This is a genomic window from Streptomyces capitiformicae (assembly GCF_002214185.1).
Classification (GTDB): Bacteria; Actinomycetota; Actinomycetes; order Streptomycetales; family Streptomycetaceae; genus Streptomyces; species Streptomyces capitiformicae.
This window is the reverse complement of sequence record NZ_CP022161.1, coordinates 9,872,787-9,889,037: the sequence shown is the minus strand read 5'-3', so window position 1 is coordinate 9,889,037 and position 16,251 is coordinate 9,872,787. Positions and strand designations below refer to the sequence as shown.

Sequence of the window (16,251 nt, the reverse complement as noted above, 5' to 3'; positions counted from 1 at the left end):
ACGCGACCTCAGCCGCCCTGGATCACCTGGGTCACGCCGTTGATGATCTGCTGGACGGCGATGGCGGAGAGCATCATGCCCGCGAGCCTCGTCACCAGCACCACACCGCCGTCCTTGATGACCCGGATGATCAGCAGCGAGTACCGCATCGTCAGCCACAGCACGACATGGATCGCGAGGATCGCGACCCACACGGACACCTGGGTGGCCACGCTGTCCGCCTTCTGGACCGCGAGGATCACCGACACGATCGCACCGGGGCCGGCCAGCAGCGGCATGCCCAGCGGGACGAGGGCGACGTTCACGTCCTTGGTCTGCTTCGGCTCGTCCGTCTTGCCGGTCAGCAGGTCGAGAGCGATCAACAGGAGCAGCAGGCCGCCCGCGATCATCAGCGCGGGCACGGACACATGCAGATAGTTCAGGATCTGGTGACCGAGGAGCCCGAAGACGGTGATCACCCCACCGGCCACACACACGGCCTGAAACGCCATCCGCTTCTGCGTCCGCGCGGGACGACCGGCGGTGAGCCCGAGGAAGATCGGCGTGATCCCGGGCGGATCCATGATCACGAAGAGAGTGAGAAAGAGCGAGCCGAAGACGGCGAGATCGAACACAGGGGGACGCCTTGGAGGAGTGAAGAACAAGCGAGCAGCCCACTATGACCGCTGCTGTGACCGCGGTGTGACCACTGTGGGCAATCGTTCCGCAGGGCGATGGGGGCACCGCCCGCTCGAACGAAGTTGAGGTGTGGGGAGGGTGGGCACAGCCAGCAACCGCCGGGTGCCGTACAGCCAAAGGACCAGCTAACGAACCCCGTCGGCCCCCGGGACGGGAAACGCTCCGGTGGCCCGCCGCGTGATCTCCCCGTACACCTCGGGGTCGGTCGTGTACTCGCCGAGCACGCAGGTCTTGCGGCTGCCGTGATAGTCGGAGGACCCCGTGGTGAGCAGCCCCAGCTCCTTCGCCAGGCCGCTCAGTCGGGCCCGGGTCGCCGGGTCGTGGTCCATGTGGTCGACCTCAATGCCGTCGAGTCCGGCGGCGGCCAGTTCGGCGATCGCGGACTCCGGGACGGTCTTGCCGCGCTTGACCGCGGCCGGGTGCGCGAAGACGGCGACACCGCCCGCGCCCTTGATCAGCCGGATCGCCTCGAAGGGGTCGGTCTCGTGCTTCTCGACGAAGGCACGGCCACCGTCGGCGAGCCACTGCTCGGTGAAGGCGTCGCTCACGGTCGGTACGACGCCGAGTTCGACGAGGGCGGTGGCCACGTGCGGCCGCCCCACGGAACCGTCACCGGCGATACGGGACACCTGGTCCCAGGTCACGGGGACGCCGAGCTCGTTCAGCTTGGCTATCATCCCGCGGGCCCGGGGCACCCGGTCGTCCCGTACCAGCTCCCGCTCGGCGAGCAGGTCGGGCTCCTCCGGATCGAACAGGTAGGCCAGCATGTGCATGCTGACACCGTCCAGCCGGCACGACAGCTCGGCACCGGTGACCAGCGTGAGCCCCTCCGGCAGCGCGGCGATCGCCTCGGCGTACCCGCGCGTGGTGTCGTGATCGGTCAGCGCGACGACGTCCAGCCCGGCCTTGGCCGCGTTCCGCACCAGCTCGGCCGGGGTGTCCGTGCCGTCGGAGGCCGTGGAGTGACAGTGCAGATCGATACGCACGACGGGGACTCCAGGCGATGACGGGACACGAACAGAAGCGGACGCTCAAGGATAACGCGCTTCCGAACAGTACGTGTCACACCCGAAACCCCTGGGCGCCCCCTACACACCCAAGCCGAAGCCGCCCACCCGTCCGGCCGAACCGAGCGCTACGGCTCAAGAATCCGCGGCGAAAGCGCCCCGCAAGGCAGCAGCTCGACCTCCGCACCCGCGTCCCGCAGATCCGTCAGCACCAGCTCGTCGTACATCAGCAACCCGGTCTGCTCGGGCCAGACGATCGCCCACAGCCACAACCCGAGCGCCTCACCGGCGAACACCGCCCGGTCGTCGGGCGTACCGGAGACATGCCAGAGGGGCGTCGGGCGTCCGGCGGCCAGGACCTTCGCCTGAGGCGGCTTCTCGACGCTCAGATACGGGCCGGGGTCGGGGCCGTCGATGCCCGCGTACCGCGCGCCGAGGCCGACGCCGAGTTCCTCGGCGATGAGCACCAGCTCCCCTATCCCGCCGAGCGGCCCCGGGCCGGAGCAGGCCACGGCGGTGGCGCGGCCCCCACTACGGTCGTCACCGGCGAAGGCGGCCCCGGTGAACAGCCAGCCCACGGGCAGCGGCCAGGGCATCCACACGGGCACCTTGGCACGGTGCACCACGACACTGAGGGCCTCGACGCTGGGCGGGATCACGGGCTGCAGCGGGTGCACCGTCCCGTGCACAGCGCACTGCCAGGAGTCGGCAAAGAGGCCGGGAGCCCTGACCCGGCCACCACACTTCGGGCAACTGGGTTCGCCCCTCATAGGGCCCAACGGTCCTCCCCGTGCTTCCTCGCGTCAAGGACGATCACCCGTCCGGCGTGTGCGCGTCACATTCCGCTCACGAACACCGGATCCCGGACAGCGGTTCGCCCACTGGACCAACCAACGGGATCAACTACCCGCACGACCAAGGGAAGCGGCGATTTTCGGCCACCTGTCGGGCGTCGTCCGGTCACGTACGCCGTGCCGTCCGTCACACGGGGGAGTCGAGACCGGTCGGTCCCATCAGTCCAGGGGGACCGACTTGCGGACCGGGTCGCGCAGATCCGTGCCCTGCGTGAGCCAGCGCTCCTGGAGGGCCTGGGCGCCGTGCACCCGCTTCCAGGCGGCCTCGTTGGCGGTCATCGGCAGAAGGGGCAGGAAACGTACGGGGTCGGCGGGGGCGTCCAGTTCGAGGTCCTCCACGAGGCCGCCGGACTCGGCGACGAGGACGGAGGTGAAGGGGGCGCCGGGCCAGAGCGGCGCACCCACGTCGAGGGAGGCGCCGGGAGCCACGACCACGCCTTCGACCTGTGGTGACGCGGCGAGCACGGCGAGCGGGCGGAGCACCTTGTCGGTGTCGGCCGTCCCGTGCCGTACGGACAGGACGAGCTCGGCGCGCGGGCCCTTGACGGGGTCGGCGAGCATCGCGGCGGGGTCGGTCATCGGCTGGGCGGACATACCGAGGGTGGCGTAGCGGACGAGGTCTCCGTCGGTGAAGCGGAGGACCTCGATGCGGTCCGTGCCGAGGAAGGTGACCGCGGCGCGCGCGTCCGGTTCGCCCAGCGCGGTGCGCAAACGGGCCTCCACCAACGGAAGAACATCAACCATGAGCCGAGCATAGAACTCGTCAGGAACCGGCAAACGGGCACCTTGGCACTTCAGTCGACTGTTAGTCTTGGGCGCCGGTCAGGTCAACACACGAGCAGCACGCAGAAGCGTCGCTCTCACGACCTCGGCCGAGAACTGACTCCCCTACGGGGAACCCCGAGTGGGGTATGGAACGTCCCTTACGAGGGACCGGCCGGAGGAGGTGGGGCTGCGATGGACCGAAGTCGACCGTGCAGTACCACCCGCTCTTCCGCCCACTGAGTTCCGTAGCTCTGGCTTCAACTCTCTGCTTGGCTGCCACCCTCACTCGCGTCGTGCCGTCGCCGTCTGTCGGTCGCCGCGCAACGGAAGAGCACTTCTTTCCCGTCTTGATCTGAATCGCCGATCTGAATCGCTACCCCAAACGCTGTGCCGAACCAAGCGAACTGATCTGCATCAAGCGAAGCTGTCACCGCGACGGTGCGGTGCTCCCCGCTTTGTGGACGTGCCAAACATCCGCAGTCAAAACGTCCCCATTCCGGGTAGTTCCAACCGTCGTCGGCGGCCCTTTCGTTGCGAAGGAGTCTGCCCATGTCGATGATCAACAACCTGCGTGCCGCGGTCCGCCCGACCCGTACCTCGCGCCTGTCGCTGCGCAAGGACGGGGGCGCGTACGACGCCACGCGCCCGGCGGAGGCGACCACGGCCGTCGTGGACTGCGCCGTCTACCGCGACGGCGTGCGCGTCGTCACCGAGCGCAGCCTGACCCCGCACGAGGCGATCCGTCAGGTGCGTCGGGACGGCGGCTTCGTCTGGATCGGGCTGCACGAGCCCTCCGAGGCCGAATTCTCCGGTATCGCCGCGGAGTTCGGGTTGCACCCGCTGGCCGTGGAGGACGCGGTGCAGGCCCACCAGCGGCCGAAGCTGGAGCGGTACGACGACACCCTCTTCACCGTCTTCAAGACCATCCACTACGTCGAGCACGACGAACTCACCGCCACCAGCGAGGTGGTCGAGTCCGGCGAGGTCATGTGCTTCACCGGGCGGGACTTCTTCATCACCGTCCGGCACGGCGGTCAGGGTTCGCTGCGCGCGCTGCGCCACCGGCTGCAGGACGACCCGGAGTTGCTCGCCAAGGGCCCCTCGGCCGTGCTGCACGCCATCGCCGACCACGTCGTCGACGGGTACGTGGCCGTCGCGGACGCCGTGCAGGACGACATCGACGAGGTGGAGACGGAGGTGTTCTCGCCGGGCCGCAAGGGCACGCCGCGGGGTACGGACGCCGGCCGGATCTACCAACTCAAGCGCGAGGTCATGGAGTTCAAGCGCGCGGTGCTGCCGCTGGTGCGGCCCATGCAGCTGCTGAGCGAGCGGCCGATGCGGCTGGTCGACCCGGACATCCAGAAGTACTTCCGTGACGTGGCCGACCACCTCGCCCGCGTCCAGGAGCAGGTCGTCGGCTTCGACGAGCTCCTCAACTCGATCCTTCAGGCGAACCTGGCGCAGGCCTCCGTCGCGCAGAACGAGGACATGCGGAAGATCACCTCGTGGGCGGCCATCATCGCCGTACCGACGATGGTGTGCGGCGTGTACGGCATGAACTTCAAGTACATGCCGGAGCTGGGTTGGAAGTTCGGCTACCCGATGGTTCTGACCGTCACGGTCGCGATCTGCTTCGGCATCCACCGCACGCTCAAGCGGAACGGGTGGCTCTAGTAGCCGACGGGCGGTTGTGCGGGGCCCGGCTAGGCTGCTGTTCATGACGGAACAGCTGCTCGACCGGGCCCTCATCGAGGAGGCCACCAAGAAGTCCGGGCTCATCTGGGTGCGGGGCGACGGGGTGTCGTCGCGTGCACTGTGGCATGTCTGGCACGAGGGTGCGGTGTGCCTGATCGGCGACGGGCCGGGGGAGCAGCCGTTGCCGGGGCTCGTCGACGGGGGTTCCGCCGTGGTGACCGTGCGCAGCAAGGACAAGGGCGGGCGGCTGGTGACCTGGGACGCGACGGTCGTGGAGCTGGCCGCGGGCTCTCCCGAGTGGGAGGCCGCGGTGGCCGAGCTCAAGGGCAAGCGATTGAACGCGCCTGACGGTGAGGCCATGCCGGAGCGGTGGGGCCGGGAGTGCCGGGTGCTCCGCCTGGAGCCGACGGGGACCACGGTGCCATTGCCCGACGGCGACCTGGCGGCGGTGCCGTTGCCGACGCCCGCGACCACACGGAGGCCGATTCCGGCGGGGTTGCCCAGGCTGCTTCTGAAGCGGCGTAGGAAGGCGAAGAAGGCGAAGAAGTAACGCTCCGCCACTACGACGTCGGCAGCTGCTTGCCGTAGTCGACCACCGACTTCTCGTCCGGTTCCTTCAGGGTGAAGTCCTCGCCCCAGTCGGAGAGGGTGATGGTGCCGGCGTCGCCCGCGCGGACCAGGCGGAGGGGGTAGGGGGTGCCTTCCAGGGAGACGTCGAGGGTGCCGCCGGAGCCCTTGTCGCCGGTGATGCGGATGGTGCGGGTGCCGGACTGATTGTGGTAGCCGTCGGTGGACAGGGCGCCGTGGAGCGTGAGCAGGCCCTCGAGGAGGACGTCCTTGTCTGTGAAGCCGCTGAAGCGCTTGTAGGCGGGGTCACCGGTCGGCACCTTCACATACATGCCGTCCAGCTTGTCCGCGGCGGCCGCCCCGGCGTCGTGGTCACCGCCCTTGCCGTCCTCCTCGTGGGCCCAGAAGTCGGCGTCGGCCTTGAGGAAGAGGTGCTCGCCGACCTTCAGCAGCCGGAAGGTCGAGCCCTCCGCCGTCACAGAGCCCGTACCGCCGTCCGCCTTCAGGCGCATGTCCAGCTTGTACGTCTTGCCGTTGCTCACCACGGCCCCGGAGAGCCGGACCGCGCCCGCCGCGATGGCGGCCGCCTTGGTCTTGCTCTGGATCTGTGCCGGTTGCAGCTTGCCGACGCCGTTGGTGCCCTCGTTCGGATCCTCGCTGCAGCCGGTGAGCCCCAGCCCGCTCGCCACGAGGGTGCAGACGGCGCTCACCAGTGCGGCCCTTCGGGTACGGGGAATGAGAGTCACAGACGACACACCTCTTCGTGGGGAGTCCCGGCGTACCGCAGAGTACCGGGGCTCCCGCCGCGCCACGGAGGCAGTCCGTCCGCACCGCTCACCAGGGCATATCCGATCGGGACGGGCTAGCCTGAAGCCCTCCTCGGCGGACAATCCCGTATGACTCGCGTGATTATCGCGAAAGACTCACTCCCTAGGGAGAGCACAAGACCCACACAAAAGGAAGGGGCGGCTCATGGCGGCGCTGGCGCCCCGGATCTTCGTCTCGCACCTCTCCGGAGTCGCCGTCTTCGACCCGAACGGCGACCAGGTGGGCCGGGTCCGTGACCTCGTGGCCATCCTGCGGGTCGGGCGGAAGCCGCCGCGGCTGCTCGGCCTGGTCGTCGAGCTGTCCACGCGGCGCCGGATCTTTCTGCCGATGACCCGGGTCACGGGAGTGCAGTCCGGACAGGTCATCACCACCGGCGTCCTGAACGTGCGCCGCTTCGAGCAGCGGCCCACCGAGCGGCTCGTCATCGGGGAACTGCTGGACCGTCGCGTACGGCTGGTGGAGACGGGTGAGGAGGTGACGGTCCTCGACATCTCGGTGCAGCAGCTGCCGGCCCGCCGGGACTGGGAGATCGACCGGGTGTTCGTACGGAAGGGGAAGGGCGGGGCGTTCCGGCGGCACCGGGGCGAGACGCTGACCGTGGAGTGGTCGGCGGTCACCGGGTTCTCGCTGGAGGAGCACGGGCAGGGCGCGGAGAGCCTGCTGGCCACCTTCGAGCAGCTCCGCCCGGCCGACCTCGCCAACGTGCTGCACCACCTCTCCGCCAAGCGCCGGGCCGAGGTCGCCGCCGCCCTCGACGACGACCGTCTCGCCGATGTCCTGGAGGAGCTTCCGGAGGACGACCAGATCGAGATCCTCGGCAAGCTCAAGGAGGAGCGGGCCGCCGACGTCCTGGAGGCCATGGATCCGGACGACGCCGCCGACCTGCTCGCCGAGCTGCCGGAGGAGGAGCAGGAGCGGCTGCTGACGCTGATGCAGCCGGACGAGGCGGCGGACGTACGGCGGCTCATGGCGTACGAGGAGAAGACCGCCGGCGGCCTGATGACCACCGAGCCGATCGTGCTGCGCCCGGACGCGACCGTCGCCGACGCGCTCGCCCGGGTCCGCGAGCCCGACCTCTCCCCCGCGCTCGCCGCCCAGGTGTATGTGTGCCGGCCGCCGGACGAGACCCCGACCGGCAAGTACCTCGGCACGGTCCACTTCCAACGGCTGCTGCGGGACCCGCCGTACAACCTGGTCAGCTCGATCCTCGACGACGACCTCCAGCCGCTCGACCCGGAGGCCCTGCTGCCCGAGGTGGCCGGGTTCTTCGCGACGTACGACATGGTCGCGGCGCCCGTGGTCGACGAGAGCGGCTCGCTGTTGGGCGCGGTGACCGTGGACGACGTACTGGACCACATGCTGCCCGAGGACTGGCGGGAGACGGAGTTCCACCTGGACGAGGACGACGGGGACGTCGAGGGGGCGGCCCATGGTTCCTGAGCGCGACGGGCGCGGGGGGCGAGACGGGCACGGAAGGCGAGACGGGCACGGAAGGCGTGACGGGCGGATCGGGGGGCTTGGGGGGCGCGAGCGGGATCACGCGAGCGCCGCGTCCATGCACGAGCGCACGCCGTCCTCCGCGGCACCCGTACGGGAGCGCACGCTCTCCGGGGCCACCGCACGCCCACGTACGCGCCTGGACCAGCCGCTGCGCCGCCGGGCCAGGTTCCTGCCCGAATGGGACCCCGAGGCCTTCGGACGGCTCTCGGAGCGCATCGCACGGTTCCTGGGCACCGGACGGTTCCTGGTCTGGATGACGGTCGCCATCAATGTCTGGGTCCTGTGGAACGTGTTCGCGCCCCGCGCCCTGCGCTTCGACGAGTACCCGTTCATCTTCCTGACGCTGATGCTCTCCCTCCAGGCCTCGTACGCGGCCCCGCTGATCCTCCTCGCGCAGAACCGCCAGGACGACCGCGACCGGGTCAACCTCGAACAGGACCGCAAACAGAACGAGCGCTCGATCGCCGACACCGAGTATCTGACCAGGGAGATCGCCGCGCTCCGTATCGGCCTCGGCGAGGTCGCCACCCGCGACTGGCTACGCTCCGAGCTCCAGGATCTCCAGCGGGAGATCGAGGAGCACCGGACCTTCGCGCTGCCGGAAGATGGTTCCTGACGGCCGCTCCAAGCGCCGTACCATCGTCCTTGTGACTGCGCCTCTCCCAGAGGGAGCGGCCTCTCACTTGAACGCGTCCGCGTCCTCATGACGGACAAGCCCTGTCCGGCGCCACATGGCACAGGCAGGAGACTAGTAGCGAAGGAAGACGGATGGCTGTCCACAGGCCGGGTTCCACCCCTACGAGTGACGCCGTGCACGCAGCACTCGCCACGGTGAACGACCCCGAGATCAACCGGCCCATCACCGAACTCGGGATGGTCAAATCGGTGGAGATCGGTGCGGACGGAGCGGTCGCGGTCGCCGTGTACCTGACGGTCTCCGGCTGCCCCATGCGCGACACGATCACGCAGCGTGTGACGGAGGCGGTCTCGCGGGTCGAGGGCGTCACCCGCGTCGACGTCGAACTCGACGTCATGAGCGACGAGCAGCGCCGTGAGCTGGCCTCCGCGCTGCGCGGCGGCCAGGCCGAGCGCGAGATCCCGTTCGCGAAACCGGGCTCCCTCACTCGCGTGTACGCCGTCGCCTCCGGCAAGGGCGGCGTCGGCAAGTCCTCGGTGACGGTGAACCTGGCGGCGGCGATGGCGGCCGACGGTCTGAAGGTCGGTGTCGTCGACGCCGACATCTACGGCCACTCCGTGCCGCGCATGCTGGGCGCCGGCGGCCGTCCCACCCAGGTCGAGAACATGATCATGCCGCCGTCCGCGAACGGCGTGAAGGTCATCTCGATCGGCATGTTCACGCCGGGCAACGACCCCGTCGTCTGGCGCGGCCCGATGCTCCACAGGGCGCTCCAGCAGTTCCTGGCGGACGTCTACTGGGGCGACCTGGATGTTCTGTTGCTCGACCTGCCCCCGGGCACGGGCGACATCGCGATCTCCGTCGCCCAGCTGGTCCCGAACGCGGAGATCCTGATCGTGACGACCCCGCAGCAGGCGGCGGCCGAGGTGGCGGAGCGGGCGGGCTCGATCGCGGTCCAGACCCACCAGAAGATCGTCGGCGTCGTCGAGAACATGTCCGGCCTCCCCTGCCCGCACTGCGACGAGATGGTCGACGTCTTCGGCACGGGCGGCGGCCAGGTCGTCGCCGACGGCCTCACCCGCACGACGGGCACCACGGTCCCGGTCCTCGGCAACATCCCCATCGACGTCCGCCTCCGCGAGGGCGGCGACGAGGGCAAGCCGGTGGTCCTGACCGACCCCGACTCCCCGGCGGGCTCGGCCCTACGAGCGATCGCCGGCAAGCTGGGCGGCCGCCAGAGGGGCTTGTCGGGCATGAGCCTGGGCATCACGCCGAGGAACAAGTTCTAGAGCAGGTATCGAAGGGGCGCGGGGGCCTGCGTGAGCAACCACACACAACCCGAAGTCCCCGACAAACCCCAATCCCCACGGCGAAGAAGGGCACCGCACCCAACGAGGCGGTGCCCTTTGCGCTATGCGTACTCCCCGATGTCCTTGATCATGGCGAAGCCAAGCCCGTACGCGCTCATCCCTCTTCCGTACGCACCCACGTGCACCCCCTCAGAGGTCGACCCGGCGAGCACCCACCCGAACTCGGACTCCCGGTAGTGGAACGGCGTCGGCACCCCGTCCACCGGCAGGGACAGCGTCGACCAGTCCGGCCCGGCGAGATCGTCGGCCAGCACCCACGCCGCCTCGGTCTGCTGATCCAGCCAGTCGTCCCGCAGGGAGTGGTCCAACTGCCCCGGCCACGTGAACGACAGCAGCCCCACCCCCGCGAGCCACGCCGCCGAGGAAACCGATGTGGCTTCCAGCAACCCCGTGCCGTCGGCGCTCCTCCGGGACGGATTCGCGGCGATGGTCACCACCACCGCGAACCGCTCCTTGGCCTCGTCGTCCGCTCCGGTGGCGTACTCGTTGCGCACCGAGGGTTCGTCGCCGTGTCCGATCGAACCGTGCTCGACGGCGCCTTCCGCCGACGTACCGACCTGCATCAGCCAGCGCGGCCCCGTGAAGGCCTCGTCGAGGCCGTACCACGGGAAGGGCGCCAGCAGGTAGCCGTCGACCGTGCGTCGGGCGGAGGGGACCTGTTGTCCGCCCTCCGCGGCCGACGCCTGCGCGCCTACCCGACTCGTCGTCTCCATCTGCCCGGACGCCTCCTCGCTCTAGGCGGACCGGAGCGGCCCGCCCCCCTCGGGCGTCGTCGCTCGCTCTCCATGCGGTCCGCACAACAACTGGGCAGCATAGCCACAGCACTCCGAGCAGCAGGGAAACCGCTCGGCGCGTAGGACGGCGTACAGGCGGCTTCAGGCCGTACGGAGAGGCGTGACCCGTATGAATCGCATCACGTAGGGGGCGCGGCAGCACGCGGAGGTACGGCGTACGGCTCAGGGACGGCGTACGGCTCAGGTGGCGTCCGCGTCGTAGGGCGGGCGCTCGTCCTTCTCGAGTGCGGCACGCTTCTTGCTCATGTCGACGGAGCCGCCCGAGGAACCCGACGTGGAGGCAGCGGCGGCGGACGAGGGCTCGGATTCGCGGCCCTGGACCGCGTCCGTGAGCTCGGCCATCTCCTTCTTGAGGTCGAAGCTGCTGCGCATCTCCTTCAGCCCCAGGTCGTCGTTGTCCAGCTGCTTGCGGATGAACGTCTTGGGGTTGAGGTCCTCGAACTCGAAGTCCTTGAACTCCGGGCCGAGTTCGTTGCGAATGTCCTGCTTGGCGCTGTCCGAGAACTCACGGATCTTGCGGATCGTGCGCGTGACGTCCTGGATCACCTTCGGGAGCTTGTCCGGACCGAAGACGAGCACGGCAAGGACGATGAGCGTCACCAGCTCGAGCGCACCTATGTCATTGAACACCTGAAGCTCCTTGCGATGTCCTCGGTCGCGGCCCTCGGTAGATCTTCCGCGGTCCGGCAGGTCTTCCGTGGTCCGGGCCGGGTCCACGGTACCCGGCGATCCTGTCGATCGGGTACTGCCGGGCACCCTCCGACCAGGGTCGCACGGCTGGTTTTCCCAGCTGTTTGCCTGGCGGGAGGGGGCCAGGGACCCCCTACTGTGAAGTTCCTGTCAGTACGTCGAGCCGTCCGGCCCCGTCCGAGCCGCCCTTTCAGTCACCGTCGGACGAGCCGAGGGTCAGACTGACCTTCTGTTCCCTGCCGTCGCGCTGAAGAGTGAGCTCCAGCCGGTCGCCGGGGCGGTGGGCCCGTACCTTGACGATGAGTTCGTCGCCGGAGTGGACGCGCTGGCCGTCGACCTCGGTGATGACGTCACCCGACCGGATGCCGGCCCGGTCGGCCGGCCCGCCCGCGTTGACCGCGGCGCCGCCGTCGTCGTTGCCGATGCGGGCGCCGTCACCCGAGTAATCCATGTCGAGGGTGACGCCGATCACCGGGTGGGTCGCCTTGCCCGTGTTGATCAGTTCCTCCGCGACGCGCTTGCCCTGGTTGATGGGGATCGCGAAGCCGAGCCCGATCGAACCGGCCTGCCCACCGTCCGACTCGGAACCGCTGCCGGCGGACCGGATGGCGCTGTTGATGCCGATGACCCGGGCGTTGACGTCGACGAGCGGGCCACCGGAGTTGCCCGGGTTTATCGGCGCGTCGGTCTGCAGCGCGTCCACGTACGACACATCGCTGGCGTCGCCGCTCTCACCGCCGGCCGTGATGGGCCGTTCCTTGGCGCTGATGATGCCGGAGGTGACGGTGTTGGCCAGGTTGAAGGGGGCACCGATGGCGACGACCGGGTCGCCGACCTGGACCTCGTCGGAGTTGCCGAGGGGCAGCGGCTTGAGCCCGTTGACGCCGGTCACCTTGACGACGGCGAGGTCGTAGCCGGTGTCCCGGCCGACGATGGTGGCCTCGGCGGTGTCGCCGCCGCTGAAGGTCACCGATATCTCGCCGGAGGTGGCGGCGGCCTCGACGACGTGGTTGTTGGTGAGGATGTGGCCCCGTTTGTCGAGCACGAAGCCGGTGCCGGTCCCCTGCGCATCCGATCCGCTCACATGCAGGGTCACGACGCTGGGCAGCGCGCTGGCGGCGATTCCGGCGACGCTGTCGGGGGCCCGCCCCGTCCCGCCGCCGCCGGACTGCGGCAGCTCGACCTCGCCGACCCCGCCGTTCCGCTCCAGATACGCGCCCATGGCTCCGCCGACGCCTCCGGACACGAGAGCGATCAGCGCGGCGCCGACCACCAGGATCTTCAGCCCTCGCTTCCGCCGCGCCTCCTCGCTCACCACGGCGGCCCCGTTCTGCTGCAACGGGGCGGAACCTGCCCAGGGGTCGTAGTTCTGCCAGGGGTTGGGGGCGGCTTGCGGCACGGCTCGGGACGCGTCCGCGTACGGCGGCTGGGGGGAGGGGGACGGGTACGAGGGCGGGGCGGCCTGGGACGCGTCCGGGTAAGGGGTGGCGGCCGCAGGCTGCGGGGCGTCCGTGTACGGGCCCGTCGCGGGCTGGGGAGCCGTGGGCGGTACGGAGGTGCCGTGGGCCTGGGTCACCGGTGACGGCGAGGGTATCGCCGACGAGGCGTGTGTGCCGTTGGCCGAGGGGGCCGGCGGCAGGTGAGCGGCAGGGGCCGCTGATACCGGCGAGGTGCCGTGCGACGGGCTCGGTGCGGCGGCGGACGGCGGGGGCGCCGCCGCAGTCGCCGTGTCGTGCGACGGGGGCGCCACGGGGGCGGGCACGACAGGTGGCTGGGGCGTCGCGGGGGCGGGCACCCCATGCGTCTGGGGTGCCGTCGGATGAGGCTCACCGTGCGCCGGTGCCGTTGCCTGAACGTTTGTGCCGTGCGCGGGCGTCGTCGCCGGATGCTGGACCGGCGGCGCGGGCGCCCAGGGGCCGGGCTCGCCGTACGGCGGGGTGCTGTAGGGATCGGGGTCGTGCAGCGGCTTGGGGCGCTCAGAGGGCGCTCCAGGGCCACCCAGGGCACCGCTCTGCCCGCCCGGCGCTCCCGCACCTTGGGCTGCCGTGTCCTGGACCGTGTCTCCGTGCACCGAGGCGCTCTTCGTCAGGCTCAGTCGCGTGGTCGCCTCACCGCTCATCGTGACCTCGTCGGCGGCAGGCGAACTCTCCTCACCGACCGACGAATTGCTCTGCTCCAGCCCAGGAGGCGCGGCCACTTCGCCCGGAGCGCCCTCAATGGACGCGGCCACGGCGCCCGTGCCCGCACCGCCCGCAGCGGGCCGCAACTCGAAGTCGCCCCCGGCGTCGGCGCCCGAAGCGGAGTCACCGGGCCCGGAGTGAACCAGTCGTTCGGAGCCGTTCGGCGTCAAAGACGATGCCGGGCGGGCCAGTTCGAAGTCGTCGTCGGGGCCGGCCCCACCGGGGGCGGGCACCGTCGCAGGTCGCTCCAACTCGAAATCGCCCCCATCGCTTTCCCCGCGAACCGCGTCCGCGGCCACCCCGTCGCCCCCCGTCGGCCCGGTGTGGTCCCCCATCGTCCCGTCTCCCGCGTCCTGCGTCCGGGATCGGCTCCACCACGTCGCCTTCGTGGGCTTCCCCTCGTCCATGTTCTCCCCAACCTAGGACCCGTCGTTCGGATCACGCCTGGGCCGCAATCATGAGGCACCGCGTCCCGAAGTCGGCATGATCCGAACAACGGGCCCAGGCCCGTCTCGAAGACCGGCCCACTGCCCACCGTTCACCGAGTACCGCAGGCCGGAACCGGCAAGTGCGGACACGGCCCATTCTGGATTCAACCAGGTTCGCGGGCCGGCGCGCAGAACTCGGGGTCAGCGGAGGGCACGGGAGGTGGGAGGGGGAGACGAGGTGGCGTCGGGTGCCGTCAGCAGACCCGGAGCGGTGACCTCGGGTGCCGGGGGCCACCCGGTCAGCTGGAACGGCGGAGCGGCGGCGAGCGGAGGTATGAGCGGGGACATGGCGGCGGCGCCGGCCAGGAGGGGCGTGGTCAGCGGGTGCTCGGTCTGCCGGACCTGGCCGACCGGAGCGGGGACTCCGGGCAGCAGGGGCGCTGAGAGTGCCGTCGGCGCCACGGGCACCTCGCCCGTGGACCGCTGGCCCTGTCCGAGCAGCGGCCCGACGGCTCCCCGGCGGCGCTGCGACTCGGGGGCGGCTCCCGTGGCCTGCGTCCGCAGCGGTGTCACATTGCTGCCGGAGCCCGAACCGCCTCGGGCGTCCACCGTCTCGGCGGGCACCCCGGTGGTCATGCCGCCGAGCGCGATCGCGGCCAGCGACACCGCGCCGGCGGCCACGAAGGCGAACCGAAAGCCGCGCGAGGCCGAACGCTCGGCCTCGTGCCGGCTCACGTCATGGATCCGAAAGCCACGGTCACCCGTGACTCCGCGGTTCTCGGTGGTCTCGCCCTCCCGGTCCTCAGCGGGGTCGGCGTCCACCGAGAAGCCGCGGCCTCGGTCGAGGAAGCCTCGGTCACCCGACGAGGCACCCGGGGCGCCACCACCCAGCGCCCCTCGGTCGCCCAGGAAGCCACGCCCGCTCAGAAAGCCGCGGTCACCGAGGAACCCACGGCCGCCGGAAAGGCCCCGGCCGCCGAGCAGTCCGCGGCCCTCCGACGGCGACAGAGCGCCGCCGTGCGGTCCCGACGGGAGGTATCCGAAGGAGTCGGTCCGGGGTCCGAAGACACCGAAGTCCGCGAAGTCCCTGCTGTCAGAGGAGTTCATGGAGTCCATGGGAAGACCGGGCCCACCGGCCGTCCCCCTGAGTCTTCCCCCGAAGCCGCCGCCGTCCAGCGGCGAACCACCGTCGGTGTCGCCGCCCGCCGGGAGCATCTGGAGGCGGGCCAGGAAGCTCTCGGAAGGGGGCGGTGGGGCGGCCTCCGCGAAGACGTTCTTCAGACGGCGCTGTGCGTCCGCCTCCGCCTTGCACTTCGAACAGGTGGCGAGATGCGCCAGGACGCGCTCGCGCGCCTCATGACCGAGCTCTCCGTCGACCAGCGCGGAGAGACGGTCTCCCAAGTGCTGGTCAGCGACGCGCCGCTCGGCTGAATTGGGTCGTGATCCAGTCACGCGGTCGCGCCCCCTCCTCCCAGGGCGGGCACCCGCGGCACCGCGAACCCTCGACGCTCGGCCCGGGCTTCCGGGGAGCGGTGCGCGAGGGCCTTGCGGAGCTGGGAGCGGCCGCGGTGGATCCGGGAGCGGACCGTGCCGAGCTTGACGCCCAGGGTCGCGGCGATCTCCTCGTACGACAGTCCTTCGATGTCGCAGAGGACGACGGCGGCGCGGAACTCGGGCGCCAGGGTGTCGAGGGCCTGTTGGACGTCGGCGTCGAAGTGCGCGTCGTTGAAGACCTGCTGCGGGGTGGGCTCACGGCTGGGGAGCCGCTCGGCCGCGTCGTCCCCGAGGGCGTCGAAGCGGATGCGCTGCTTGCGCCGGACCATGTCCAGGAAGAGGTTCGTGGTGATGCGGTGCAGCCAGCCCTCGAACGTGCCGGGCGTGTACGTCGACAGGGAGCGGAAGACGCGGACGAAGACCTCCTGAGTGAGGTCCTCGGCGTCGTGCTGGTTGCCGGTCAGACGGTAGGCGAGGCGGTAGACCCGGCCGCTGTGGGTGCTGACGATCTCCTCCCAGGTGGGCGGAGTCCACGCCTGCGCGTGCGCGTCCGTGGTGAAGGTCGCGGTCTGCGCGGCGTCGGCGGCGTGGCTGTGGTCAGCGGTGTCGTTCACGGATTTCGGCCTGCCCGCCGACCCGAGAAAGCGCCGCAGCACTCCTCCCCGATCCACAGGCGCGGCCGCACCTCCCCTGTCGGCTCTGGTGGTGTCCAGTGGAGCCCCTACCATAGCCACCTCGCCCGTTAGCTCCGGATAAGCGGTTTT

At 70.3% G+C, this 16,251-nt stretch carries 15 protein-coding genes; 5 read left to right on the top strand and 10 right to left on the bottom strand.

Annotated features, from left to right (window positions below):
- Positions 1-8 precede the first annotated feature (8 nt).
- The 4 genes from CES90_RS44490 to CES90_RS44475 form a co-directional block, all read right to left on the bottom strand.
- A complete protein-coding gene (locus CES90_RS44490; RefSeq protein ID WP_189783837.1) occupies positions 9-614 on the bottom strand; it encodes a MarC family protein in 606 nt (201 codons plus the stop codon).
- Between the two features lie 189 nt (positions 615-803).
- Positions 804-1,664 carry a PHP domain-containing protein gene (locus CES90_RS44485; protein ID WP_189783836.1) on the bottom strand — a complete coding sequence of 287 codons (861 nt, stop codon included), beginning with the start codon at positions 1,662-1,664 and terminating at the stop codon, positions 804-806.
- A gap of 149 nt (positions 1,665-1,813) precedes the next feature.
- Positions 1,814-2,455 carry a DUF6758 family protein gene (locus tag CES90_RS44480; RefSeq protein ID WP_189783835.1) on the bottom strand — a complete coding sequence of 214 codons (642 nt, stop codon included), beginning with the start codon at positions 2,453-2,455 and terminating at the stop codon, positions 1,814-1,816.
- 243 nt (positions 2,456-2,698) lie between these two features.
- Entirely contained in the window at positions 2,699-3,283 is a 585-nt protein-coding gene (locus tag CES90_RS44475; protein WP_189783834.1) for a suppressor of fused domain protein, read from the bottom strand.
- A 570-nt stretch (positions 3,284-3,853) separates the two neighbouring features.
- Here CES90_RS44475 and CES90_RS44470 point away from each other — a divergent pair.
- Positions 3,854-4,978: a magnesium and cobalt transport protein CorA gene (locus CES90_RS44470; RefSeq protein ID WP_189783833.1), complete on the top strand. Its 1,125-nt coding sequence runs from the start codon at positions 3,854-3,856 to the stop codon at positions 4,976-4,978.
- Between the two features lie 43 nt (positions 4,979-5,021).
- A complete protein-coding gene (locus tag CES90_RS44465; RefSeq protein ID WP_189783832.1) occupies positions 5,022-5,549 on the top strand; it encodes a hypothetical protein in 528 nt (175 codons plus the stop codon).
- A gap of 10 nt (positions 5,550-5,559) precedes the next feature.
- Here the strand turns inward: CES90_RS44465 and CES90_RS44460 are convergent, their stop codons facing one another.
- Positions 5,560-6,312: a hypothetical protein gene (locus CES90_RS44460; RefSeq protein ID WP_189783831.1), complete on the bottom strand. Its 753-nt coding sequence runs from the start codon at positions 6,310-6,312 to the stop codon at positions 5,560-5,562.
- Between the two features lie 226 nt (positions 6,313-6,538).
- Here CES90_RS44460 and CES90_RS44455 point away from each other — a divergent pair, with 226 nt between their 5' ends.
- The 3 genes from CES90_RS44455 (at position 6,539) to CES90_RS44445 (ending at position 9,820) form a co-directional block, all read left to right on the top strand.
- Positions 6,539-7,834, top strand: coding sequence for a magnesium transporter MgtE N-terminal domain-containing protein (locus tag CES90_RS44455; RefSeq protein ID WP_189783830.1), 1,296 nt, complete (start codon positions 6,539-6,541; stop codon positions 7,832-7,834).
- A gap of 115 nt (positions 7,835-7,949) precedes the next feature.
- Positions 7,950-8,510, top strand: a complete 561-nt coding sequence (locus CES90_RS44450; protein WP_189783829.1) for a DUF1003 domain-containing protein — start codon at positions 7,950-7,952, stop codon at positions 8,508-8,510.
- A 152-nt stretch (positions 8,511-8,662) separates the two neighbouring features.
- A complete protein-coding gene (locus CES90_RS44445; protein ID WP_189783828.1) occupies positions 8,663-9,820 on the top strand; it encodes an Mrp/NBP35 family ATP-binding protein in 1,158 nt (385 codons plus the stop codon).
- A gap of 122 nt (positions 9,821-9,942) precedes the next feature.
- On the opposite strand, the gene CES90_RS44440 is transcribed toward CES90_RS44445, so the two are convergent.
- The 5 genes from CES90_RS44440 to sigE all read right to left on the bottom strand — a co-directional run bounded on the left by CES90_RS44440 (position 9,943) and on the right by sigE (position 16,143).
- Positions 9,943-10,614, bottom strand: coding sequence for a hypothetical protein (locus CES90_RS44440; protein ID WP_189783827.1), 672 nt, complete (start codon positions 10,612-10,614; stop codon positions 9,943-9,945).
- Positions 10,615-10,875: 261 nt separating this feature from the next.
- Entirely contained in the window at positions 10,876-11,325 is a 450-nt protein-coding gene (locus CES90_RS44435; protein WP_189783826.1) for a sec-independent translocase, read from the bottom strand.
- Between the two features lie 250 nt (positions 11,326-11,575).
- Positions 11,576-13,900 carry a S1C family serine protease gene (locus tag CES90_RS44430; RefSeq protein WP_308437864.1) on the bottom strand — a complete coding sequence of 775 codons (2,325 nt, stop codon included), beginning with the start codon at positions 13,898-13,900 and terminating at the stop codon, positions 11,576-11,578.
- A 294-nt stretch (positions 13,901-14,194) separates the two neighbouring features.
- Positions 14,195-15,445, bottom strand: coding sequence for an anti-sigma factor family protein (locus CES90_RS44425; protein WP_189783825.1), 1,251 nt, complete (start codon positions 15,443-15,445; stop codon positions 14,195-14,197).
- Positions 15,442-16,143 (bottom strand): RNA polymerase sigma factor SigE, encoded by a 702-nt coding sequence (gene sigE / locus CES90_RS44420; protein ID WP_189783824.1) that lies wholly within the window; start codon positions 16,141-16,143, stop codon positions 15,442-15,444. The genes CES90_RS44425 and sigE overlap by 4 nt, the downstream gene beginning before the upstream one ends.
- Between the last annotated feature and the right edge of the window lie 108 nt (positions 16,144-16,251).